Annotated in this window: 15 protein-coding genes; 2 read left to right on the top strand and 13 right to left on the bottom strand. The window is 70.6% G+C overall.

The features are described from left to right. Positions 1-28: 28 nt before the first annotated feature. From rplS to OG870_RS32785, 6 genes are all read right to left on the bottom strand, one after another. Positions 29-379 carry a 50S ribosomal protein L19 gene (gene rplS / locus OG870_RS32810; protein WP_266522156.1) on the bottom strand — a complete coding sequence of 117 codons (351 nt, stop codon included), beginning with the start codon at positions 377-379 and terminating at the stop codon, positions 29-31. Positions 380-513: 134 nt separating this feature from the next. Next, positions 514-1,347 (bottom strand): tRNA (guanosine(37)-N1)-methyltransferase TrmD, encoded by an 834-nt coding sequence (gene trmD / locus OG870_RS32805; RefSeq protein ID WP_266522154.1) that lies wholly within the window; start codon positions 1,345-1,347, stop codon positions 514-516. After that, a complete protein-coding gene (gene rimM / locus OG870_RS32800; protein WP_266522152.1) occupies positions 1,347-1,934 on the bottom strand; it encodes a ribosome maturation factor RimM in 588 nt (195 codons plus the stop codon). Before rimM ends, trmD begins: the two co-directional genes overlap by 1 nt. A gap of 95 nt (positions 1,935-2,029) precedes the next feature. Then, positions 2,030-2,269 carry an RNA-binding protein gene (locus tag OG870_RS32795; RefSeq protein ID WP_005479813.1) on the bottom strand — a complete coding sequence of 80 codons (240 nt, stop codon included), beginning with the start codon at positions 2,267-2,269 and terminating at the stop codon, positions 2,030-2,032. A gap of 2 nt (positions 2,270-2,271) precedes the next feature. Beyond that, positions 2,272-2,697: a 30S ribosomal protein S16 gene (gene rpsP / locus OG870_RS32790; protein ID WP_266522150.1), complete on the bottom strand. Its 426-nt coding sequence runs from the start codon at positions 2,695-2,697 to the stop codon at positions 2,272-2,274. 274 nt (positions 2,698-2,971) lie between these two features. Further along, the gene (locus OG870_RS32785; protein WP_266522148.1) at positions 2,972-3,574 is read right to left on the bottom strand and encodes a hypothetical protein; all 603 of its coding nucleotides are present in this window, start codon (positions 3,572-3,574) and stop codon (positions 2,972-2,974) included. 572 nt (positions 3,575-4,146) lie between these two features. On the opposite strand from OG870_RS32785, the gene OG870_RS32780 reads away from it, so the two are divergent. Next, complete coding sequence (locus OG870_RS32780; protein ID WP_266590248.1) at positions 4,147-5,013, top strand: class I SAM-dependent methyltransferase; 867 nt, start codon at positions 4,147-4,149, stop codon at positions 5,011-5,013. 189 nt (positions 5,014-5,202) lie between these two features. Here OG870_RS32780 and ftsH read toward each other — a convergent pair whose 3' ends face one another. The 6 genes from ftsH to nsdA all read right to left on the bottom strand — a co-directional run bounded on the left by ftsH (position 5,203) and on the right by nsdA (position 14,799). Continuing rightward, positions 5,203-7,143, bottom strand: coding sequence for an ATP-dependent zinc metalloprotease FtsH (gene ftsH, locus OG870_RS32775; protein ID WP_266522144.1), 1,941 nt, complete (start codon positions 7,141-7,143; stop codon positions 5,203-5,205). 50 nt (positions 7,144-7,193) lie between these two features. Continuing rightward, the gene (ffh, locus tag OG870_RS32770; RefSeq protein ID WP_266522142.1) at positions 7,194-8,747 is read right to left on the bottom strand and encodes a signal recognition particle protein; all 1,554 of its coding nucleotides are present in this window, start codon (positions 8,745-8,747) and stop codon (positions 7,194-7,196) included. A 94-nt stretch (positions 8,748-8,841) separates the two neighbouring features. After that, on the bottom strand, positions 8,842-11,289 hold the full coding sequence (locus OG870_RS32765; RefSeq protein ID WP_266590246.1) for a [protein-PII] uridylyltransferase: 2,448 nt from the start codon (positions 11,287-11,289) through the stop codon (positions 8,842-8,844). A 25-nt stretch (positions 11,290-11,314) separates the two neighbouring features. Beyond that, positions 11,315-11,653, bottom strand: coding sequence for a P-II family nitrogen regulator (locus tag OG870_RS32760; protein ID WP_266522138.1), 339 nt, complete (start codon positions 11,651-11,653; stop codon positions 11,315-11,317). Continuing rightward, positions 11,650-12,990: an ammonium transporter gene (locus tag OG870_RS32755; RefSeq protein WP_266522136.1), complete on the bottom strand. Its 1,341-nt coding sequence runs from the start codon at positions 12,988-12,990 to the stop codon at positions 11,650-11,652. Before OG870_RS32755 ends, OG870_RS32760 begins: the two co-directional genes overlap by 4 nt. A 324-nt stretch (positions 12,991-13,314) precedes the next feature. Beyond that, positions 13,315-14,799, bottom strand: coding sequence for a transcriptional repressor NsdA (nsdA, locus tag OG870_RS32750; protein WP_266590244.1), 1,485 nt, complete (start codon positions 14,797-14,799; stop codon positions 13,315-13,317). Between the two features lie 447 nt (positions 14,800-15,246). Between nsdA and OG870_RS32745 the strand changes: the two genes are divergently transcribed. Next, entirely contained in the window at positions 15,247-15,903 is a 657-nt protein-coding gene (locus tag OG870_RS32745) for a bifunctional DNA primase/polymerase (protein WP_266590242.1), read from the top strand. A 91-nt stretch (positions 15,904-15,994) separates the two neighbouring features. Here OG870_RS32745 and ftsY read toward each other — a convergent pair whose 3' ends face one another. Beyond that, positions 15,995-17,206, bottom strand: a complete 1,212-nt coding sequence (gene ftsY / locus OG870_RS32740; RefSeq protein WP_266522129.1) for a signal recognition particle-docking protein FtsY — start codon at positions 17,204-17,206, stop codon at positions 15,995-15,997. Between the last annotated feature and the right edge of the window lie 28 nt (positions 17,207-17,234).

The following is a 17,234-nucleotide window of genomic DNA, read 5'->3' as shown; positions in this document are numbered from 1 at the left end:
CGGCCCCGCTGGGAACGCCTGCGCGAGCTCAGCTGTCGCGCTTCTCCTTGATCTTCGCGGCCTTACCGCGCAGCTCGCGCAGGTAGTACAGCTTGGCGCGACGCACGTCACCGCGGGTGACGAGCTCGATCTTCTCGACGATCGGGGTGTGCACCGGGAAGGTGCGCTCGACGCCGACGGAGAAGGAGACCTTGCGGACCGTGAAGGTCTCGCGGACACCGGCGCCCTGGCGGCGGATCACAACGCCCTTGAACTGCTGCACACGGGAGCGGTTGCCCTCGATGACGCGGACGTGGACGTTGACGGTGTCACCCGGGCGGAAGGCCGGGACGTCGCTGCGCAGCGACGCGGCATCGACGGTGTCGAGCAGGTGAGACATTTCGTCTGCTTTCTTCGCTGATGCCACAGGTCATCAACGGGCGATAGGTGTTCCTGAAGGATGCTGTCCGTGTCGGGGCGGGCGTCGTGTCCCCCTGCGGCAGGGGCGCACGCCGGACGACGCACAACAGCGGCCTATTCTTCCACGCCGTCCGTCCTGCGCCAAAATCGGCCGTACGGCCCGCCCTCCGGGTCCGGCGCCCAGCCCAGGATGGAGAGCATCTCGCGGTCCTTCTTGTCGAAGGCCTTCGGGTCGCAGCGCTCGATGAGGTCGGGCCGGTTGGCCGTCGTACGCCTCAGGGCCTCGTCGCGGCGCCAGCGGGCGATCTTGCCGTGGTGGCCGCTCAGCAGCACGTCCGGAATGCCACGGCCGCGCCACTGTGGGGGCTTGGTGTAGACGGGGCCTTCCAGGAGGTTGGCCATGGCGCCGGGTGCGAAGGAGTCGTCGCGGTGGGACTCGGCGTTGCCGAGGACACCGGGCAGCAGCCGGGCCACGGCCTCCGTGATCACGAGTACGGCCGCCTCGCCGCCGGCGAGGACGTAGTCCCCGATGGACACCTCGTGGACCGGCATCCGGGTCGCGTACTCGTCGATCACCCGCCGGTCGATGCCCTCGTAGCGCGCCGGCGTGAAGATCAGCCAGGGGCGCTCGGAGAGTTCGACGGCGAGTTCCTGGGTGAAGGGGCGGCCGCTGGGCGTGGGGACGATCAGCGCGGGCGCGTGCGAGCCCGCCTCGTAGCCGTCGGCGAGGGCGGAGTCCAGGGCGTCGCCCCAGGGGTCCGTCTTCATGACCATGCCGGGGCCGCCGCCGTACGGGGTGTCGTCGACCGTGTTGTGGCGGTCGTACGTCCACGCGCGCAGGTCGTGCACATGGACGTTCAGCTGCCCACGCGCGCGTGCCTTGCCGACGAGGGAGACGTTCAGGGGCTCCAGGTACTCGGGGAAGATCGTGACGACGTCGAGGCGCATCAGGACTCGTCCCGGGACGACGCACCGGATCCACCGGATCCATCAGCGGCTTCGTCGCTGTCGGCCTGGTCGTCGATCACGTCGTCGATCAGGCCGGGCGGCGGGTCGATGACCGCCCGCTGTTCCTCGAGGTCGATCTCGGTGACGATCTCCTCGACGAAGGGGATCATCACCTCGCTCCCGTCCGGGCGTTCGACGATGAACAGGTCCTGCGAGGGCAGGTGCGAGATCTCGGTGATACGGCCGATCTCCTCGCCGTCCTTCGTCACCACGTCCAGGTCCATCAGCTGGTGGTCGTAGTACTCGTCCTCGTCCTCGGGGAGCACCTCCGGGTCTACCTCGGCGATCAGCAGGAGGTTGCGCAGCGCCTCGGCGGCGGTGCGGTCGGCGACGCCCGCGAAGCGCAGGAGCAGGCGACCGCTGTGGACGCGGCCCGTCTCGATGGTGAGGGGGCCCGCAGCGGCGGGCTCGGTGGCCAGTACGGCACCGGGTGCGAGCCGCAGTTCGGGCTCGTCGGTACGGACCTCGACGGTGACCTCGCCCTTGATGCCGTGGGCGCGGCCGATCCGCGCGACTACGAGCTGCACTTCCGAAGATCTCCTGTCGTAAACGACTCGAAACGACTACGGGCCGGGGACGGCACAGTGGCCCTCCCCGGCCCGAGCCGGTGCTGCGTTTGGCGTCAGCGGACGTGGTCCACGTCGACGAGGTCGACGCGGACACCGCGGCCGCCGATGGCGCCCACGACGGTACGCAGAGCGCGCGCGGTGCGGCCGTTGCGGCCGATCACCTTTCCGAGGTCGTCCGGGTGGACCCGGACCTCGAGAACGCGCCCGCGGCGCAGATCGCGCGAGGCGACCTGCACATCGTCAGGGTTGTCGACGATGCCCTTCACGAGGTGCTCGAGAGCCTCCTCGAGCATGCTCAGGCCTCGGTCGACGCAGACGAGGACTCAGCGGGAGCCTCGTCCTTCTTCTCGGCCTTCTTCTTCTGGGTGATCGCCTCACCCTTGCCCTCGTCGTCGCCGCCAAGGGCGTCGAACACCGGGCGGGCGGCCTTCGGCTCGGCCACGAGCAGCGGAGCCGGGGCGGGCTCGCCCTTGTACTTCTGCCAGTCGCCGGTCAGCTTCAGAATGGCGAGGACGGGCTCGGTCGGCTGCGCGCCGACACCCAGCCAGTACTGCGCGCGCTCCGAGTCGACCTCGATGCGGGAGGGGTTCTGCACCGGGTGGTACAGACCGATCTCCTCGATCGCACGGCCGTCACGGCGGGTGCGGGAGTCGGCGACGACGATGCGGTAGTGAGGCGAACGGATCTTGCCCAGACGCTTCAGCTTGATCTTGACTGCCACGGGAGTGGGTTCTCCTGGTTTTGACGTGGTTGGGCACGGCGAGATTGCCGCGTGGGGTTGCGGTACCCGAGTGCCCGATGGACGCGTCAGCCGGAGGCGAGAGGGTTCCTGTGCGGCTGTCGAGTACAGCTAGCCATTGTGCCACACCCTGCGGGCCGGCTCCGCCCCGGGTACGGCGAGGCATGGCTGTGGGGCACCCGGCGTCCCAGGTGCCCACGGGCCAGGTCTGCCGGCTACGGCATCCGGACTGCGACTGCCACGAGCAGTCGCAGCCTCAGCCTGCCGCAGCCCCGACGACCTCCGGAATCCGGAACGGCTTCCCGCAGCCCCCGCACACAATCGGCGCCTGGGCCAGGACGGACGGAACGACGCGTACGTTACGACCGCAGTCGCACACCGCCTTCACTCGCACCCCTCCCCCGGACGAGCCGTGGCGGGCGGCCGGGCCCCGGAAGCTCTTCGGGGTGTCCGCGGAGGTGGCGGCCGTGTGGGCCTTCAGGGCGCGCTGGAGCCGCTCCATCGTCGGGCGGTAGCGGCGCTTCGCCTCGGGGTTGAGCGTGACCAGCGAGAAGCCGCTGCTGGGGTGCGGTTCCTCGGGGTGATCCAGGCCCAGCTCCTCGGCGATCGCGAGGAATCTGCGGTTGTGGTAGCGGCCGGCGCGGGACGTGTCGCGCACGCCGCGCGCGGCGGCGATGCCGTGGACTGCCTCATGGAGCAGTCGCTCGAAGGAGAGTTCGTGACCGCACGCGGACGACGACTCTCCGATCAGGGACTCGGGCGCGGCCAGATCGGGCAGCTCGGGGTGGTACCGCTGAATGTCGGCCCACGCCTGTGCCAGCTCTGCGGCGAGAACAGGTGGTGTCTGTGTCGTGCTCACGTAATGACAACGAGCGGGGGTGCCGCTGTGTTCCTATTCCGGGCCATCCCAAATAATTTGCACGTACCCGTCAGTTGCCGCTGATGCGTCCTGACGAGGGCGGGTGCGCTGATCTGCGGAGAAACCTCACAGCTCGTACCAAGGTGGTACGTAGTCCGTCCTACGACCCGGCACGTAGCCGATGTCCACGGCCCGGTGCGGTTGTGATCCGCAGGTGCGCAAGATGCGTTTCGGCCGCTCTCGCGGCGGAGGGCGTCACTTCAGTCAGCGCCGACGGCCGCCGTGACGTTACCGGGAGCTTCGCCATCCCCGGCGACCGGCCCCTCCTCGACGGCCAGACGCGGTACGGCTGCCCCGTGTCGGGCCGGTCCGGCCCCGGTGATCGTACGGGCCCAGGTTGCCGGGACGTGAAATCTCGCCACTCGCACCGCGAACCCGCAAGCCGGGCCCGACAACCCCTGGACGCGCGGTCGAGTGCGGAGTTACCTGACATACGGGGGGAGTGCGAGCGCACGTCACGGGGGCTACGGAAACGGGCACAGCGGCAACTCTCGGCGGATTGGGGCGCTTTGATGACACCTACGCTCGTGCGGCAGCACCTGTCTCAGGCGGGCGAGACACCCCGCGTGGATCTGTGTGCACGCGCGCGTGACTGGTCCGAGATCCAGGAGCGGATGCTGGTCCCGCTCTACGAGGCCGTCTACGAGCGACTGGAGGTGGGCCCCGGCACCCGGCTGCTGGGCCTCGGCTGCGGCAGCGGACTGGCCCTCCTCATGGCGGCGTCCAGGGGGGCCGCGGTCACCGGTGTCGACCACTCCTCCCCCGAGCGGCTCGCGCTCGCGCGGGAGCGGCTGCTGCCGGACGCGTGGGGCACGCGCGTGCGTGCGGAAACCCGGCTCGTGGACGGTTCGCCCGAGGACGCCGGGGCCGCGGGCGGTGCGGAGACGTCCGCGTACGGCCTGGTGACCGCCTTCGAGCCCATCGGGTGTCTGGCGGGCGACGCGGAGGGGCTCGGTGGGCTCTTGCAGGCGGCGGCACCGCTCGTCGAGCGCGGGGCGCCCGTGGTGCTGGCCGGCTGGGGTCCGCCGGAACGCTGCGCCACGTCGTCCGTGCTGCGGGTGGCCACCAGGTTGGCGGATCCACTGCGCAGCGCGGGCAGTTGGCGCCCCGCCCTCCGCGACGACCTGGAGGAGGTGGCCCAGCGGGCGGGGCTGAAGCCCGACGGATCCGGACGGGTCGCGTGTCCCTTCGGGTACGCGGACATGGACAGTGCGGTTCGAGGGCTGCTGTCGACGGGCCTGTTCGACGCGGCGATCTCCGTGACGGACCAGGCACAGGTGGACAAGGAGCTGACGGAGGCCCTGCATCCGTATCTGCGCACGGACAGGACGGTGTGGATGCCGAACGTGTTCCGGTACCTGGTCGCCCGTACGCCCTAGGTGTCCAGGCCTGTCCGGCGGATCACGCCGGCGTCGCGGGCCCAGGCACGCACTCCCCCACTGCCCTTGAAGGCGTGGGGGACCCCCAGCGGCGTTGTCGTCACTCGCCGACTCCCTCCTCCGCCTTGCAACTGCACGCACCAGACCCCACTCGGGTCGGCAACAACGCGCAGCCCCCGCCGGACAGGCCTAGGCGCCCGGCTCCCTCGCCGCTCGTGTGATCCCCGCGACCCGGTACGCGTCCGCCTCCTCCAGGGTCTCGTTCGCCAGCAACGCCCGGGCGAGCGCGTCCAGTTGGGGGCGGTGGTCGCGCAGCTTGCGGCACGCCTCCTCGTAGCACTCGTCGACGATCCGGCGCATCTCGTGCTCGATCACGTCCAGGGTCTGGGGGGCCGCCGAGAGGCCGTACGCCTGTTGGGCGTCGCCGGGGAGGGCGGACAGGCGGCCGACGCGCTCGCTCATCCCCCAGCGGGCGACCATCCCGCGCGCGATGTTGGTGACCTGTTCCAGGTCGTTCTCCGCACCGGTCGTGACGACGCCGTAGACGACCTGTTCCGCCGCCATGCCGCCGAGCGCGCCGATGATGCGGCCGCGCAGGTACTCCTCGGTGTACGCGTACTTGTCGGACTCCGGTGTGGAGAGCGTGACGCCGAGGGCGCGGCCGCGCGGGACGATGGTGATCTTGCGGACGGGGTCGGCGCCGGGCTGGAGCATGCCGAGCAGGGCGTGTCCGCTCTCGTGGTACGCGGTGCGCCGGCGCTCCTCCTCGGGCATCACCAGCGGCCGTTCGGCGCCGAGTTGGACCTTCTCCAGGGCCTCGGAGAGGTCGCTCTGCGTCACCCGCTCCTGCTTGCGCTTGACGGCGAGCAGGGCCGCCTCGTTGGCGAGGTTGGCCAGTTCCGCGCCGGTCATGCCCGGGGTCGTACGGGCCACTTGGCCGAGGTCGACGTCCTTCGCGAGCGGGATCTCGCGGGTGTGGATCGCCAGGATGGCCTCGCGGCCGCCGCGGTCCGGGGGCGAGACCATGACCACCCGGTCGAAGCGGCCGGGGCGGGTCAGGGCCGGGTCCAGGACGTCCGCGCGGTTGGTGGCCGCGATGACGATGACGCCCTCCGAGCCCGAGAAGCCGTCCATCTCGGTCAGGATCTGGTTCAGCGTCTGCTCGCGCTCGTCGTGACCGCCCATGCCGGAGCCGCCGGCGCGGGCCCGGCCGATGGTGTCGATCTCGTCGATGAAGATGATCGACGGGGCCACCTTGCGTGCCTCCGCGAACAGCTCACGCACGCGTGAGGCGCCCACGCCGACGATCATCTCGATGAACTCGGAAGCGGACGCGGAGAAGAAGGGCACGCCCGCCTCGCCGGCGACGGCGCGCGCGAGGAGCGTCTTGCCCGTGCCGGGTGGGCCCGCGAGCAGTACGCCCCGCGGCATCTTCGCGCCCATCCTGCGGTAGGCGTCGGGGTTCTTCAGGAAGTCGACGACGTCGTTGAGTTCGCCCTCGACCTCGTCGATGCCGGCCACGTCCTCGAACGTCGTGCGCGGCTGGCCCGGCTCCAGCTCGACCGGCTTGGGCGGCGCCTTGCGGCCGAGCATGCCGCCCGCGCCGCCCAATCCCGCGCTCATCCGCCGCGCGATGAAGATCCACAGCACGACCAGAAGCAGCATCGGCGCCAACGAGATCAGCAGATTGGCCAGAAAACTACGGTGCTGGACGACGGGCTCTGCCGTGACGGTGACGTCGTGCTTGGTCAGGTCCTCCCAGAGCTGGTCGTCGGCGAACGACGGGCGCTGGGTGTTGAACTTGGTGTACTTGCCGCCTCCGCCGGGCCGTTCCCGCTCCTTCTTGAGCTGGCCCTGGATCGCGTCGCCCTTGGAGTAGATCTTGCTGACGTTCCCGGCGTCGACCTGCTTGCTGAACTCGGTGTACGAGATCGTCGGTTCGTCACCCTCGTTGAAGAACGACAGCACCAGGTTGGCGATCAGATACACGACCAGCGCGGTCAGGATCAGGCTCCACCAGCCGCCGCGCATCTTCCGACCACCCGGGGACGGCTTCTGCGGCTCCTCGGGAGTGCCCTCGGTACGCCAGGGCTGGTCGGGCGACTTGCGCGGCGGGGCGGGGTTGGTCATATGCGGACGTTACGACAATGACCAACCCCTGGCACTCGCAGAGGGTGAACTCAGCCCATGAACTTCTTGAACTCGTCCGGCAGCTCGAAGTCCTGCGGGGCCTGCTGGCCCGGCACCTCGAAGGCGCCGCCGCCCTGAGCCGCCGCGGCCCGCCGCTCGGCCTCCTCCTGCTCCTGCTGCCTGCGCTTCATCGGGTTGCCCGAGCGCTGCTTGCCCTTGGCCTTCTTCGGCTGCTTCTTGGTACGGCCGGGACCGCCGCCCATGCCCGGAATCCCGGGCATCCCCGGCATGCCACCGCCCTGGGCCATGCGGGACATCATCTTGCGGGCCTCGAAGAACCGCTCGACGAGGTTCTTGACCGCGCTGACCTCGACGCCGGAACCCTTGGCGATACGGGCACGGCGGGAGCCGTTGATGATCGTCGCGTCCTGGCGCTCGGCCGGGGTCATCGACTTGATGATGGCGGCCGTGCGGTCGACGTCCCGCTCGTCGATGTTGTTGATCTGTTCCTTGATCTGGCCCATTCCGGGCATCATGCCGAGCAGCTTGCTGATGCTGCCCATCTTCCTGACCTGCTCCATCTGGGCCAGGAAGTCGTCGAGGGTGAAGTCCTGGCCCTTCTTGGAGGCGAGCTTGGAGGCCATCTTGGCGGCCTCTTCCTCGCTGAACTCCTTCTGCGCCTTCTCGAACAGGGTGGCCAGGTCACCCAGGTCGAGGATGCGCGAGGCCATCCGGTCGGGGTGGAAGACGTCGAAGTCCTCCAGCTTCTCGCCGTTCGACGCGAACATGATCGGCTTGCCGGTGACCGAGGCGATCGACAGGGCCGCACCACCGCGGGCGTCGCCGTCGAGCTTGGAGAGGACCACGCCGTCGAAGCCGACGCCGTCGCGGAAGGCCTCCGCCGTGTTCACGGCGTCCTGACCGATCATCGCGTCGACGACGAAGAGGATCTCGTCCGGGGAGACCGCGTCCCGGATGTCCGCGGCCTGCTGCATCATGTCCTGGTCGATGCCGAGGCGGCCGGCCGTGTCCACGATCACGATGTCGTGGACCTTGGTCCTGGCGTGCTGGATGGAGTCCTCGGCGACCTTGACCGGGTCACCCACGCCGTTGCCCGGTTCCGGGGCGAAGACGGCCACGCCCGCGCGCTCGGCGACGACGCTCAGCTGGGTGACCGCGTTCGGGCGCTGGAGGTCCGCGGCGACCAGGAGCGGCGAGTGGCCCGCTTCCTTGAGGTGCTTGGCGAGCTTGCCGGCGAGGGTGGTCTTACCGGCGCCCTGCAGACCCGCGAGCATGATCACGGTCGGCGGCTGCTTGGCGAAGCGGAGGCGGCGGGTCTGGCCGCCCAGGATGGTGACCAGCTCTTCGTTGACGATGTCGAGGACCCGCTGGGCCGGGTACCGCGAACCGGAGACCTCGGCGCCGAGGGCACGCTCCTTGACGTTCTTGATGAACGACCGTACGACGGGCAGGGCCACGTCCGCTTCGAGGAGCGCGATGCGGATCTCGCGCGCGGTGGCGTCGACGTCCGCCTCGCTCAGACGCCCCTTGCCGCGCAGATTCTTGAAGGTCGCTGAGAGGCGATCGGAGAGAGTGTCGAACACGGCGGCGTCGGTCCTCGGAGTCGGGGGCAGTGTGAGCGTCTTCCAGGGTATCGGGCCGCGCAAGACAATCGTCCCCGGCCGTTCCCACAACCGGTCAGCCCCGCAATGTCTCCTCCAGCTTCCGCGCCAGCGACGCCGCCTCCTCACCCGGCAGCGGCGCGCCCTCGGGCCCGGTCACGTAGAAGGCGTCCACCGCGTTCGCGCCCAGCGTGGAGACGTGTGCGCTGCGCATCCGTACGTTCGCGTCCTCCAGCGCCCGCCCGATCCGGAACAGCAGACCGGGGGCGTCCTGGGAGCGCACCTCGATCACGGTGGCCAGCCGCGACGCGGCCGAGGCGACGGCCACCCGGGGCGGCGGCGCCACGACGCCCCGGCGGCGGGGATACGCGGCGTCGCGCTCGGCGAGACGGCCGGCGATGTCCAGGGAGCCGTCCAGCGCCCGTACGAGATCCGCGCGCAGGCGGGCCGCCTGCGGCAGTGAGCCGTACTCGGCGGCGACCCGCCAGTCCAGCAGCAGGACCGCGCCCTCGACGCCGTCCGGCAGGTCCAGGGAACGCAGTTCCGCGGTCCGCACGGTCAGCCGGTGCATGGCGAGGACGCCGGCCACGGCGGGAAGCACGCCCGGCTGATCCGGTACGGCGATGAGCAGCTCGACGCCGAGCGGCTCCGGGTCGCCGGACGGCTGTTCCCCGGCCGGCGGCTCGGTCTGCGCGCGCAGGGACAACACCGGGCTGCCCGTGGCGATCGCCTCGATCGCGAGCCGCTCCTGCTCGGCGGTGGGCGCGGCGGCCTCGGGCTCGTCGAGGACGTCCCCGGCGAGGACGGCCGCAACCCGCTTCACCAGGTCGGCGACCAGGGAGCCCCGCCAGGACGACCAGGCCGCCGGACCGGTGGCCAGGGCGTCCGCCTCGGTCAGCGCGTGCAGCAGCTCCAGGGTGGACTGCGAGCCGACCGCCTCGGCGACCGCACGGACCGTGGCCGGATCCTCCAGGTCGCGGCGGGTGGCCGTGTCGACGAGCAGCAGATGGTGGCGTACGAGGGTGGCGAGGACGGCCACCTCGTCGCGGTCGAAGCCGATGCGGGCGGCCACGTCCTTGGCGATGATCTCGCCGGCCACCGAGTGGTCGCCGGGCCAGCCCTTGCCGATGTCGTGCAGGAGCGCGGCGACCAGGAGCAGGTCGGGGCGGTGGACGCGGCGGGTGAACTCGGAGGCACGTACGGCCGTCTCGATCAGGTGCCGGTCGACGGTCCAGATGTGGACGGCGTTGCGCTGCGGGCGGCAGCGCACCCGCTCCCAGTCCGGGAGCAGCCGGGTGATCAGGCCCTCCGCCTCCAGCGCCTCCCAGACGTCGACGGTCGGGCGGCCCGAGCCGAGCAGGGTCACGAGCTGTTCGCGGGCCTCTGCGGGCCAGGGCGTGGGCAGGGGGCGCGCGACGGCTGCCAGGCGCCGTACGGCGTGCAGGGAGAGCGGGAGGCCGGCCTGGGCGGCGGCGGCCGCGGCGCGCAGCGGCAGCACGGGGTCGCGCTCGGGGCGGGCGGCACGGGCGAGCACCACCTCGCCGTCCTGCTCGACCACGCCCTCGGCCAGCGGAGAGCGGTCGGGGACCGGCTTCCCGCCGCCGAGCATGGCGCGCAGCCGCGGCCGCACGGCTCGCGACCTGAGCACGCGCCCGACCTCACGCCAGGTGACGTCGCTGGCGTACGAGATGACCCGCGCCGACTCGTACACCTGCCGCAGCAGGGTGTCGGCGTCGAGCAGGCCGAGTTCGGCGGCGACCTGGTCCTGCTCCTGGAGCGCGAGCCTGTCGGTGGCCCGCCCGGTCGTCAGGTGCAGGGCGTCGCGGACGTCGAGCAGCCGGCGCCTGGCGTCGTCGAGGCCCTCGCGCGGGGCGTCGGCCAGCCAGGAGGCGGCGACGGCGCGCAGGGTGGTGGCGTCCCGCAGACCACCGCGGGCCTCCTTCAGGTCCGGCTCCAGCAGGTACTGCAGCTCGCCCTGGCGCTCGGCGCGCTCGGTGCACAGTTCCTGGAGTTCGAGGAGACGTTTCGGCGCCTGGTTGCGCCAGTCGGCGAGGACGGCCGTACGGAGGCCGGCCGTCAGGCCCAGGTCACCGGCGATGTGGCGGGCGTCCAGGAGGCCGAGCTGGACCTTCAGGTCCTCCCCGGCGGTCTTGCGGGCCTCCGCCGGGGTGCGCACGGAGTGGTCGAGGGCGAGGCCGAGGTCCCAGACGGGGTACCAGATGCGGTCGGCCAGGGCGGCGACGGCCTGGGGGTCGCTGCCGTCGTGGAGCAGGAGCAGGTCCAGGTCGCTGCGCGGGGAGAGCTCACCGCGGCCGTAGCCGCCGACGGCGATCAGTGAGACCCCGTTCAGCCCCTCGGCTCCGGCGCCGAAGAGCCCCGACAGCCAGTCGTCCGTCAGTTCCGACAGGGCCTTACGGCGCGGCGGCCCGGACTGCGCGCCCTCAGTGAGGAGACGCAGCCGGGCCGCCGCATAGCCGCTGGGTCCGGAGTCTTCCGCTTCCTTGTGCACGTCCGTGCTCGACACCCAGCAGCTCCTTGTTCTTCTTCTGTCAGAGCGCGTCGGGACCGCGCTCGCCGGTGCGGACCCGAACGGCCGTCTCCACCGGGAGGGACCAGACCTTGCCGTCACCGATCTTGCCGGTACGGGCCGCCTTGACGATGACGTCGATCAGCTGCTCGGCGTCGTCGTCCTCGGCCAGCACCTCGATACGGATCTTGGGGACCAGGTCGACGGTGTACTCGGCACCGCGGTAGACCTCGGTGTGGCCCCGCTGACGACCGTAGCCGCTCGCCTCGGTGACCGTCAGGCCGTGTACCCCGAAGGCCTGGAGGGCTTCCTTGATCTCGTCGAGCCGGTGCGGCTTGACGACCGCGGTGATGACCCTCATGCGTCCACCTTCTTGCTGCTCGAACCGGAAAGGGCCGCGGAGACCGTTCCGGCGATTCCGCCACCGGCACCGCTGAAGTCGTATGCGGTCTCGGCGTGCTCGGCCTGGTCGATTCCGGCGACCTCCTCGTCCTCGCTGACCCGCATACCGATGGTCTTGTCGAGGAGGAAGGCGAGGACCGCGGAGGCGATCAGGGAGTAGGCGAGGACCGCGCCGACACCGGCGCACTGCTTCCACAGCTGGGTGAAGGAGTGGTCGCCGTAGAAGACGCCCGTCGCGGTGGACTGGCCCTTGCCCGTGGCGAAGAAGCCGATGAGCAGGGAGCCGATGATGCCGCCGACCATGTGGACGCCGACCACGTCGAGGGAGTCGTCGTAGCCGAACTTGAACTTGAGGCCCACGGCCGCGGCACAGGCGACACCGGCGATGACGCCGACGGCGATCGCACCGAGCGGGGAGACAGCGCCACCGGACGGAGTGATCGCGACCAGACCGGCCACCGCGCCGGAGGCGGCGCCCAGCGTGGTGAACGCGCCGTGGCGGATCTTCTCGTAGGCGAGCCAGGCGAGCATGGCGGCGGCGGTGGCGACCTGCGTGTTGACGAACATCAGTGCGCCGACGCCGTCGTCGTTGCCGAGCCACGAGCCGGCGTTGAAGCCGAACCAGCCGAACCACAGCAGACCGGCGCCGAGCATGACCAGCGGGAGGCTGTGCGGGCGCATCGGGTCCTTCTTGAAGCCGACGCGCTTGCCGATGACCAGGATCACACCGAGGGCGCCTGCACCGGCGTTGATGTGGACCGCGGTACCACCGGCGAAGTCGATCACGCCGAGCTTGAAGGCCCAGCCGTCGGCACCCCACACCCAGTGGGCCACCGGGACGTAGACGATCGTGAGCCACAGGGCGACGAAGAGCGCCCAGGCCGAGAACTTGACGCGGTCCGCGAGGGCGCCGCTTATCAGGGCCGGCGTGATGACCGCGAACATCATCTGGAAGATCATGAAGACGAAGATCGGGATCGTGTAGCCGTCCCAGAGCTGTGTCAGCCCGATGTTGCTCAGTCCCAGCCAGTCCGAGTTGAAGCCGATGAGGCCGTTACTCGTGCCGAAGGCAAGGGAGAAGCCGTAGAGCACCCACAGGATCGTGACGATCCCGATGCTGATGAAGCTCATCATCAGCATGTTCAGGGTGCTCTTGACCCGGACCATGCCGCCATAGAAGAACGCGAGTCCGGGCGTCATGAGCAACACCAGGGCGGAACAGATGAGCATGAAGCCTGTGTTCGCGGATGACAGTTTGGGTGCCTCCGCGGCAAGCGTGATGGCGGCTGATGCCATCGGCGTCTCCTCGTCGATTCGTACGGCCCCGTGCGGGTTCGGAGCGTGAGCGGTCCGGGAAAGCGGGGGGTGGGCCGGTTATGCGCCCTGAGATTGGCGCAGCGCCGTTTCGTTGGAAGCCCCTCGTTGTTTCGCCGCCGTGACGAAGGCACCGTCCGTGTTACGCCTCGATGAACTGCCGGATGTCGGCCGAGGCGATCGTTATCGTGGCGCAACCTTCTTCGAAGGTGGAGATCCGGCCGCGGGCGGCCTTCCGATGACCTGGCACGGGGGAGCCGAGTCGGGCAGTTCGGGAAGGCCGGCCCACGGCCGGAGTCAAGGGATTCAGACCGCCTCGGCGGTCTCCGGGAGCTCCGCGGCGAGCTTCTCGGTGAGGTCCACGACTTCGGCCAGATCCCCGAAGTCGCGTACGGCCGTGTCGACCGTCTTTCGAATACGAGTGTTCACGCGCTCGGAGCGGACCTTCTTGGCGATGTGCATGGCCTGCTCGGCCAGCACCGTGCTCCGCTCGGGCTCGCGCTGCAGCAGGTGCACCGTGGCCATGCCGATCAGGTTCAGTGCGTACGAGCGCTGGTGCTCGCCGTCCTGGGCGAACAGGTCGACGGCCCGCTGCATCACCGGCTCGGCCAGGGAGGCGTAGGTGGGGCTGCGGCCCGCGACATAGGCGAGGTCGCGGAAGGAGTGGGAGTTCTCGCCGTGCAGCTCGGCCTCGGAGAAGAAGCGGATCCAGTCGGGGTCCGGGTCGTCCCACTCCTCCACGTCGGCGAAGGTGTCCTCGGCCATCCGGACCGCGCGCTTGCACTTGCCGGGCTGCCCCATGTTGGCGTAGGCGCGGGCCTCCATCGCATACAGCATCGACTGGGTGCGGGGGCCTGCGCAGTCCCGGCTGCCGTACTGCGCGAGGTGGACCAGTTCCAGGGCGTCGTCGGGCCGGCCGAGGTGGATCATCTGGCGGCTCATGCTGGACAGGACGTACGAGCCGAGCGGCTTGTCGCCGGCCTCCTTGGCGGCGTGCAGGGCGAGGACGAAGTACTTCTGCGCGGTGGGCTGCAGCCCCACGTCGTAGGACATCCAGCCCGCGAGCTCGGCCAGCTCGGCGGCGACCTTGAACAGCTTGCGGGTGGTGACCTCGGGCTGGGGCTCCTGGAGCAGGTCCGTCACCTCGTGCAGCTGGCCGACGACCGCCTTGCGGCGCAGGCCGCCGCCGCACTGGGCGTCCCACTGCCGGAACATCACCGTCGTGGACTCCAGCAGGTCCAGCTCGGGCTTGGAGAGCCGGCCGACGCGGCGGGACGAGGCCGCCGACTCGGGCTCCGGCTGCGGCGACTGGAGCGAGGGCACCAGCCAGCGCTGCATCGGCTCGATGAGGGACGGGCCCGCGGACAGGACCAGCGAAGTCCCGAGGAAGCCGCGCCGCGCCAGCATCAGGTCGCTGCGCGAGAACTCGCTGAGCAGCGCCACCGTCTGCGGGCCCGTCCAGGGCAGGTCCACGCCGGACACGGAGGGTGACTGGCGTGCGGCGCGCAGGCCGAGGTCCTCGACGGAGACCACGCAGCCGAAGCGCTCGGAGAACAGCTCGGACAGGATCCTGGGGATGGGCTCGCGGGGGTTCTCGCCGTCCAGCCAGCGGCGCACCCGGGAGGTGTCCGTGGAGATGTGGTTGGCGCCCAACTGGCGTGCCCTGCGGTTGACTTGGCGGGCGAGTTCGCCCTTCGACCAGCCGCTGCGCACGAACCAGGAAGTGAGCAGCTCGTTGGGGCGCTTCTCCGTGCTGGTCGCGGTCGTCCCGCTTCCGCCGTTGCCGCTCACTGGAACGCCCCCATCCCTGAGACCACTTGTCGCTGAGTGCGCCAAGCCCTATCAGAATGCCGGTAAATACGGCCGCCCGTCCGCCGGTTGTCACCCTTCGAACGGGAAGCCGAGTTGCCTCCGGCATACCCACGAGTGCATGTGCCCCCAGGACTCGTGCACTTAAAGTAATCCTACGATCACTGCTCCAGCCATGGCGATCCCGGAAACGCCACCATTCGCCACCCCTTCGAATGAACTCACGGTGGCCTCCACACGATTCACTTGACATAGACCGATCGGGAGTAGGCGGAGCGAAGCACTCAGGGGCGCGTGCCGTCGAGTTCACCACCCGGGGCACGTTGAGCGCCGCTCGGACCGTGCGGAGCCGGCACCCCCGGAGGCACGCAGGGTCACGATCCGATTCCGCGCCGTAACCACCGACGCGTCGGACCCGTTGGAGGGGGTATGGGCTTCACGATCGGCGGCATCCGGGAGATCCGCTCCGGCTCGCGTCGGCGCGGCCGCTCCTCGGAGTGCACCGCCGTCGCCGAGTTCACGGGGCTCTGGGGCTGGGACGTGGTCCCGGGAGCGCGGGCCGCGGCGGGCGCCTGCTCCTGCGGCCGGGCGGATTGCAGCGCGCCGGGAGCGCATCCCCTGGAGTTCGCGCCCCAGGTCTCGGCCGGTGCCACGCTCGACGAAGTGACCAAGGCGTGGGGCGAGTTCCCCGGAGCGTCGGTCATGCTCCCGGCCGGCCGGGCCTTCGACGTCATCGAGGTGGCCGAGCCCGCAGGCCGCCGCGCGCTGCTCCGCCTGGAGCGCATGGGCCTCCCCCTCGGCCCGGTCGTCGCGACCCCGGAGGGCCGCGCCCAGTTCTTCGTCGCTCCCGGCGCCGCCGCCGAACTCCCCGAGCTGCTCTACCGCATGGGCTGGGACGATCCGACCTCCCTGGACCTCCGCGGCCTCGGCGCCGGCAGGTGCATCACGGCTCCCCCGTCCGACCGCGGCGGCCTGGGCCCGGCACGGTGGCTGCGTCCCCCCGCCCTCGATTCCGCCACGAAGCCACCGGCGGCCCGCCTGCTGCTGGGGACGCTGGCCTACGTGGCGCACCGGTCGCGGGCGTAGACCCTACGACGTACACAGCGAAGCGCCCGACCCCAACTGCACCTTGGGGGCGGGCGCTTCTTCGACCACGTACCGATGTCGGCAGGTGGTGTCACTCTCCGATAAGGGCGTCAACGAACGCCTCCGGCTCGAACGGCGCCAGGTCGTCCGCGCCCTCGCCGAGACCCACCAGCTTGACCGGTACGCCCAGCTCACGCTGGACCGCGATCACGATGCCGCCCTTCGCCGTGCCGTCCAGCTTGGTCAGCACGATGCCGGTGATGTCGACGACCTCGGCGAACACGCGGGCCTGCACCAGGCCGTTCTGCCCGGTCGTGGCGTCGAGGACGAGCAGGATCTCGTCCAGCGGGGCGTGCTTCTCGACGACGCGCTTGACCTTGCCGAGCTCGTCCATGAGCCCGGTCTTGGTGTGCAGGCGACCGGCGGTGTCGATGAGGACGACGTCGGAGCCCAGCTCCTTGCCCTCCTTCACCGCGTCGAAGGCGACGGAGGCGGGGTCTCCGCCCTCCGGTCCGCGCACGGTGTGGGCGCCGACCCGCTCGCCCCAGGTCTGGAGCTGGTCCGCGGCGGCGGCACGGAAGGTGTCGGCCGCGCCGAGGACGACGGTGCGGCCGTCGGCGACCAGGACCCGGGCGAGCTTGCCGGTGGTGGTGGTCTTGCCGGTGCCGTTGACGCCGACGACCATCACGATGCCGGGCTTGCTGTTCTCGGGCTCGGTCTTCACGGTGCGGTCGAATTCGGTGCCGACCAGCTTGAGCAGTTCCTCGCGCAGCAGGGTGCGCAGCTCGGCGGGGGTGCGGGTGCCGAGGACCTTCACCCGCTCGCGCAGGCCCTCGACCAGTTCCTGGGTGGGGACCACGCCGACGTCGGCGGTGAGCAGTGTCTCCTCGATCTCCTCCCAGGTCTCGTCGTCGAGGTGCTCGCGGGACAGGAGCGTGAGCAGCCCCTTGCCGAGCGCGTTCTGGGAGCGGGAGAGGCGGGCGCGGAGGCGGACGAGACGTCCGGCCGTCGGCTCGGGGACCTCGATCTCGGGAACCTCGACGCCGGGGACGACGGGCGGCTCCTCGACGGCGACCGGGGTCGAGCCGTCCGGAAGATCCACCTCCTCTATGGTCCGGCGGGGTTCGTCGCGGGGCGTCTCGGCCTCGTCGCCGACGTGCGGCTCGGCCGGAGGGGCGGTGATGTCGGGTGCGGAGGGGGGCGGCGGGGGCAGCGGCTTCTTGCGCCGGCTGCCGACCACGAGCCCGCCGAGCACACCGAGCACGACCACGGCGATGACTACAGCAAGGATGACGGTTTCCATAACGCGTCCAGTATCGGCCATGGGTCTC

Source organism: Streptomyces sp. NBC_00461, assembly GCF_036013935.1.
Lineage (GTDB): Bacteria > Actinomycetota > Actinomycetes > Streptomycetales > Streptomycetaceae > Streptomyces.
Note: the sequence above shows the minus strand (reverse complement) of the source record. Positions and strands in the feature narration are given on the sequence as shown.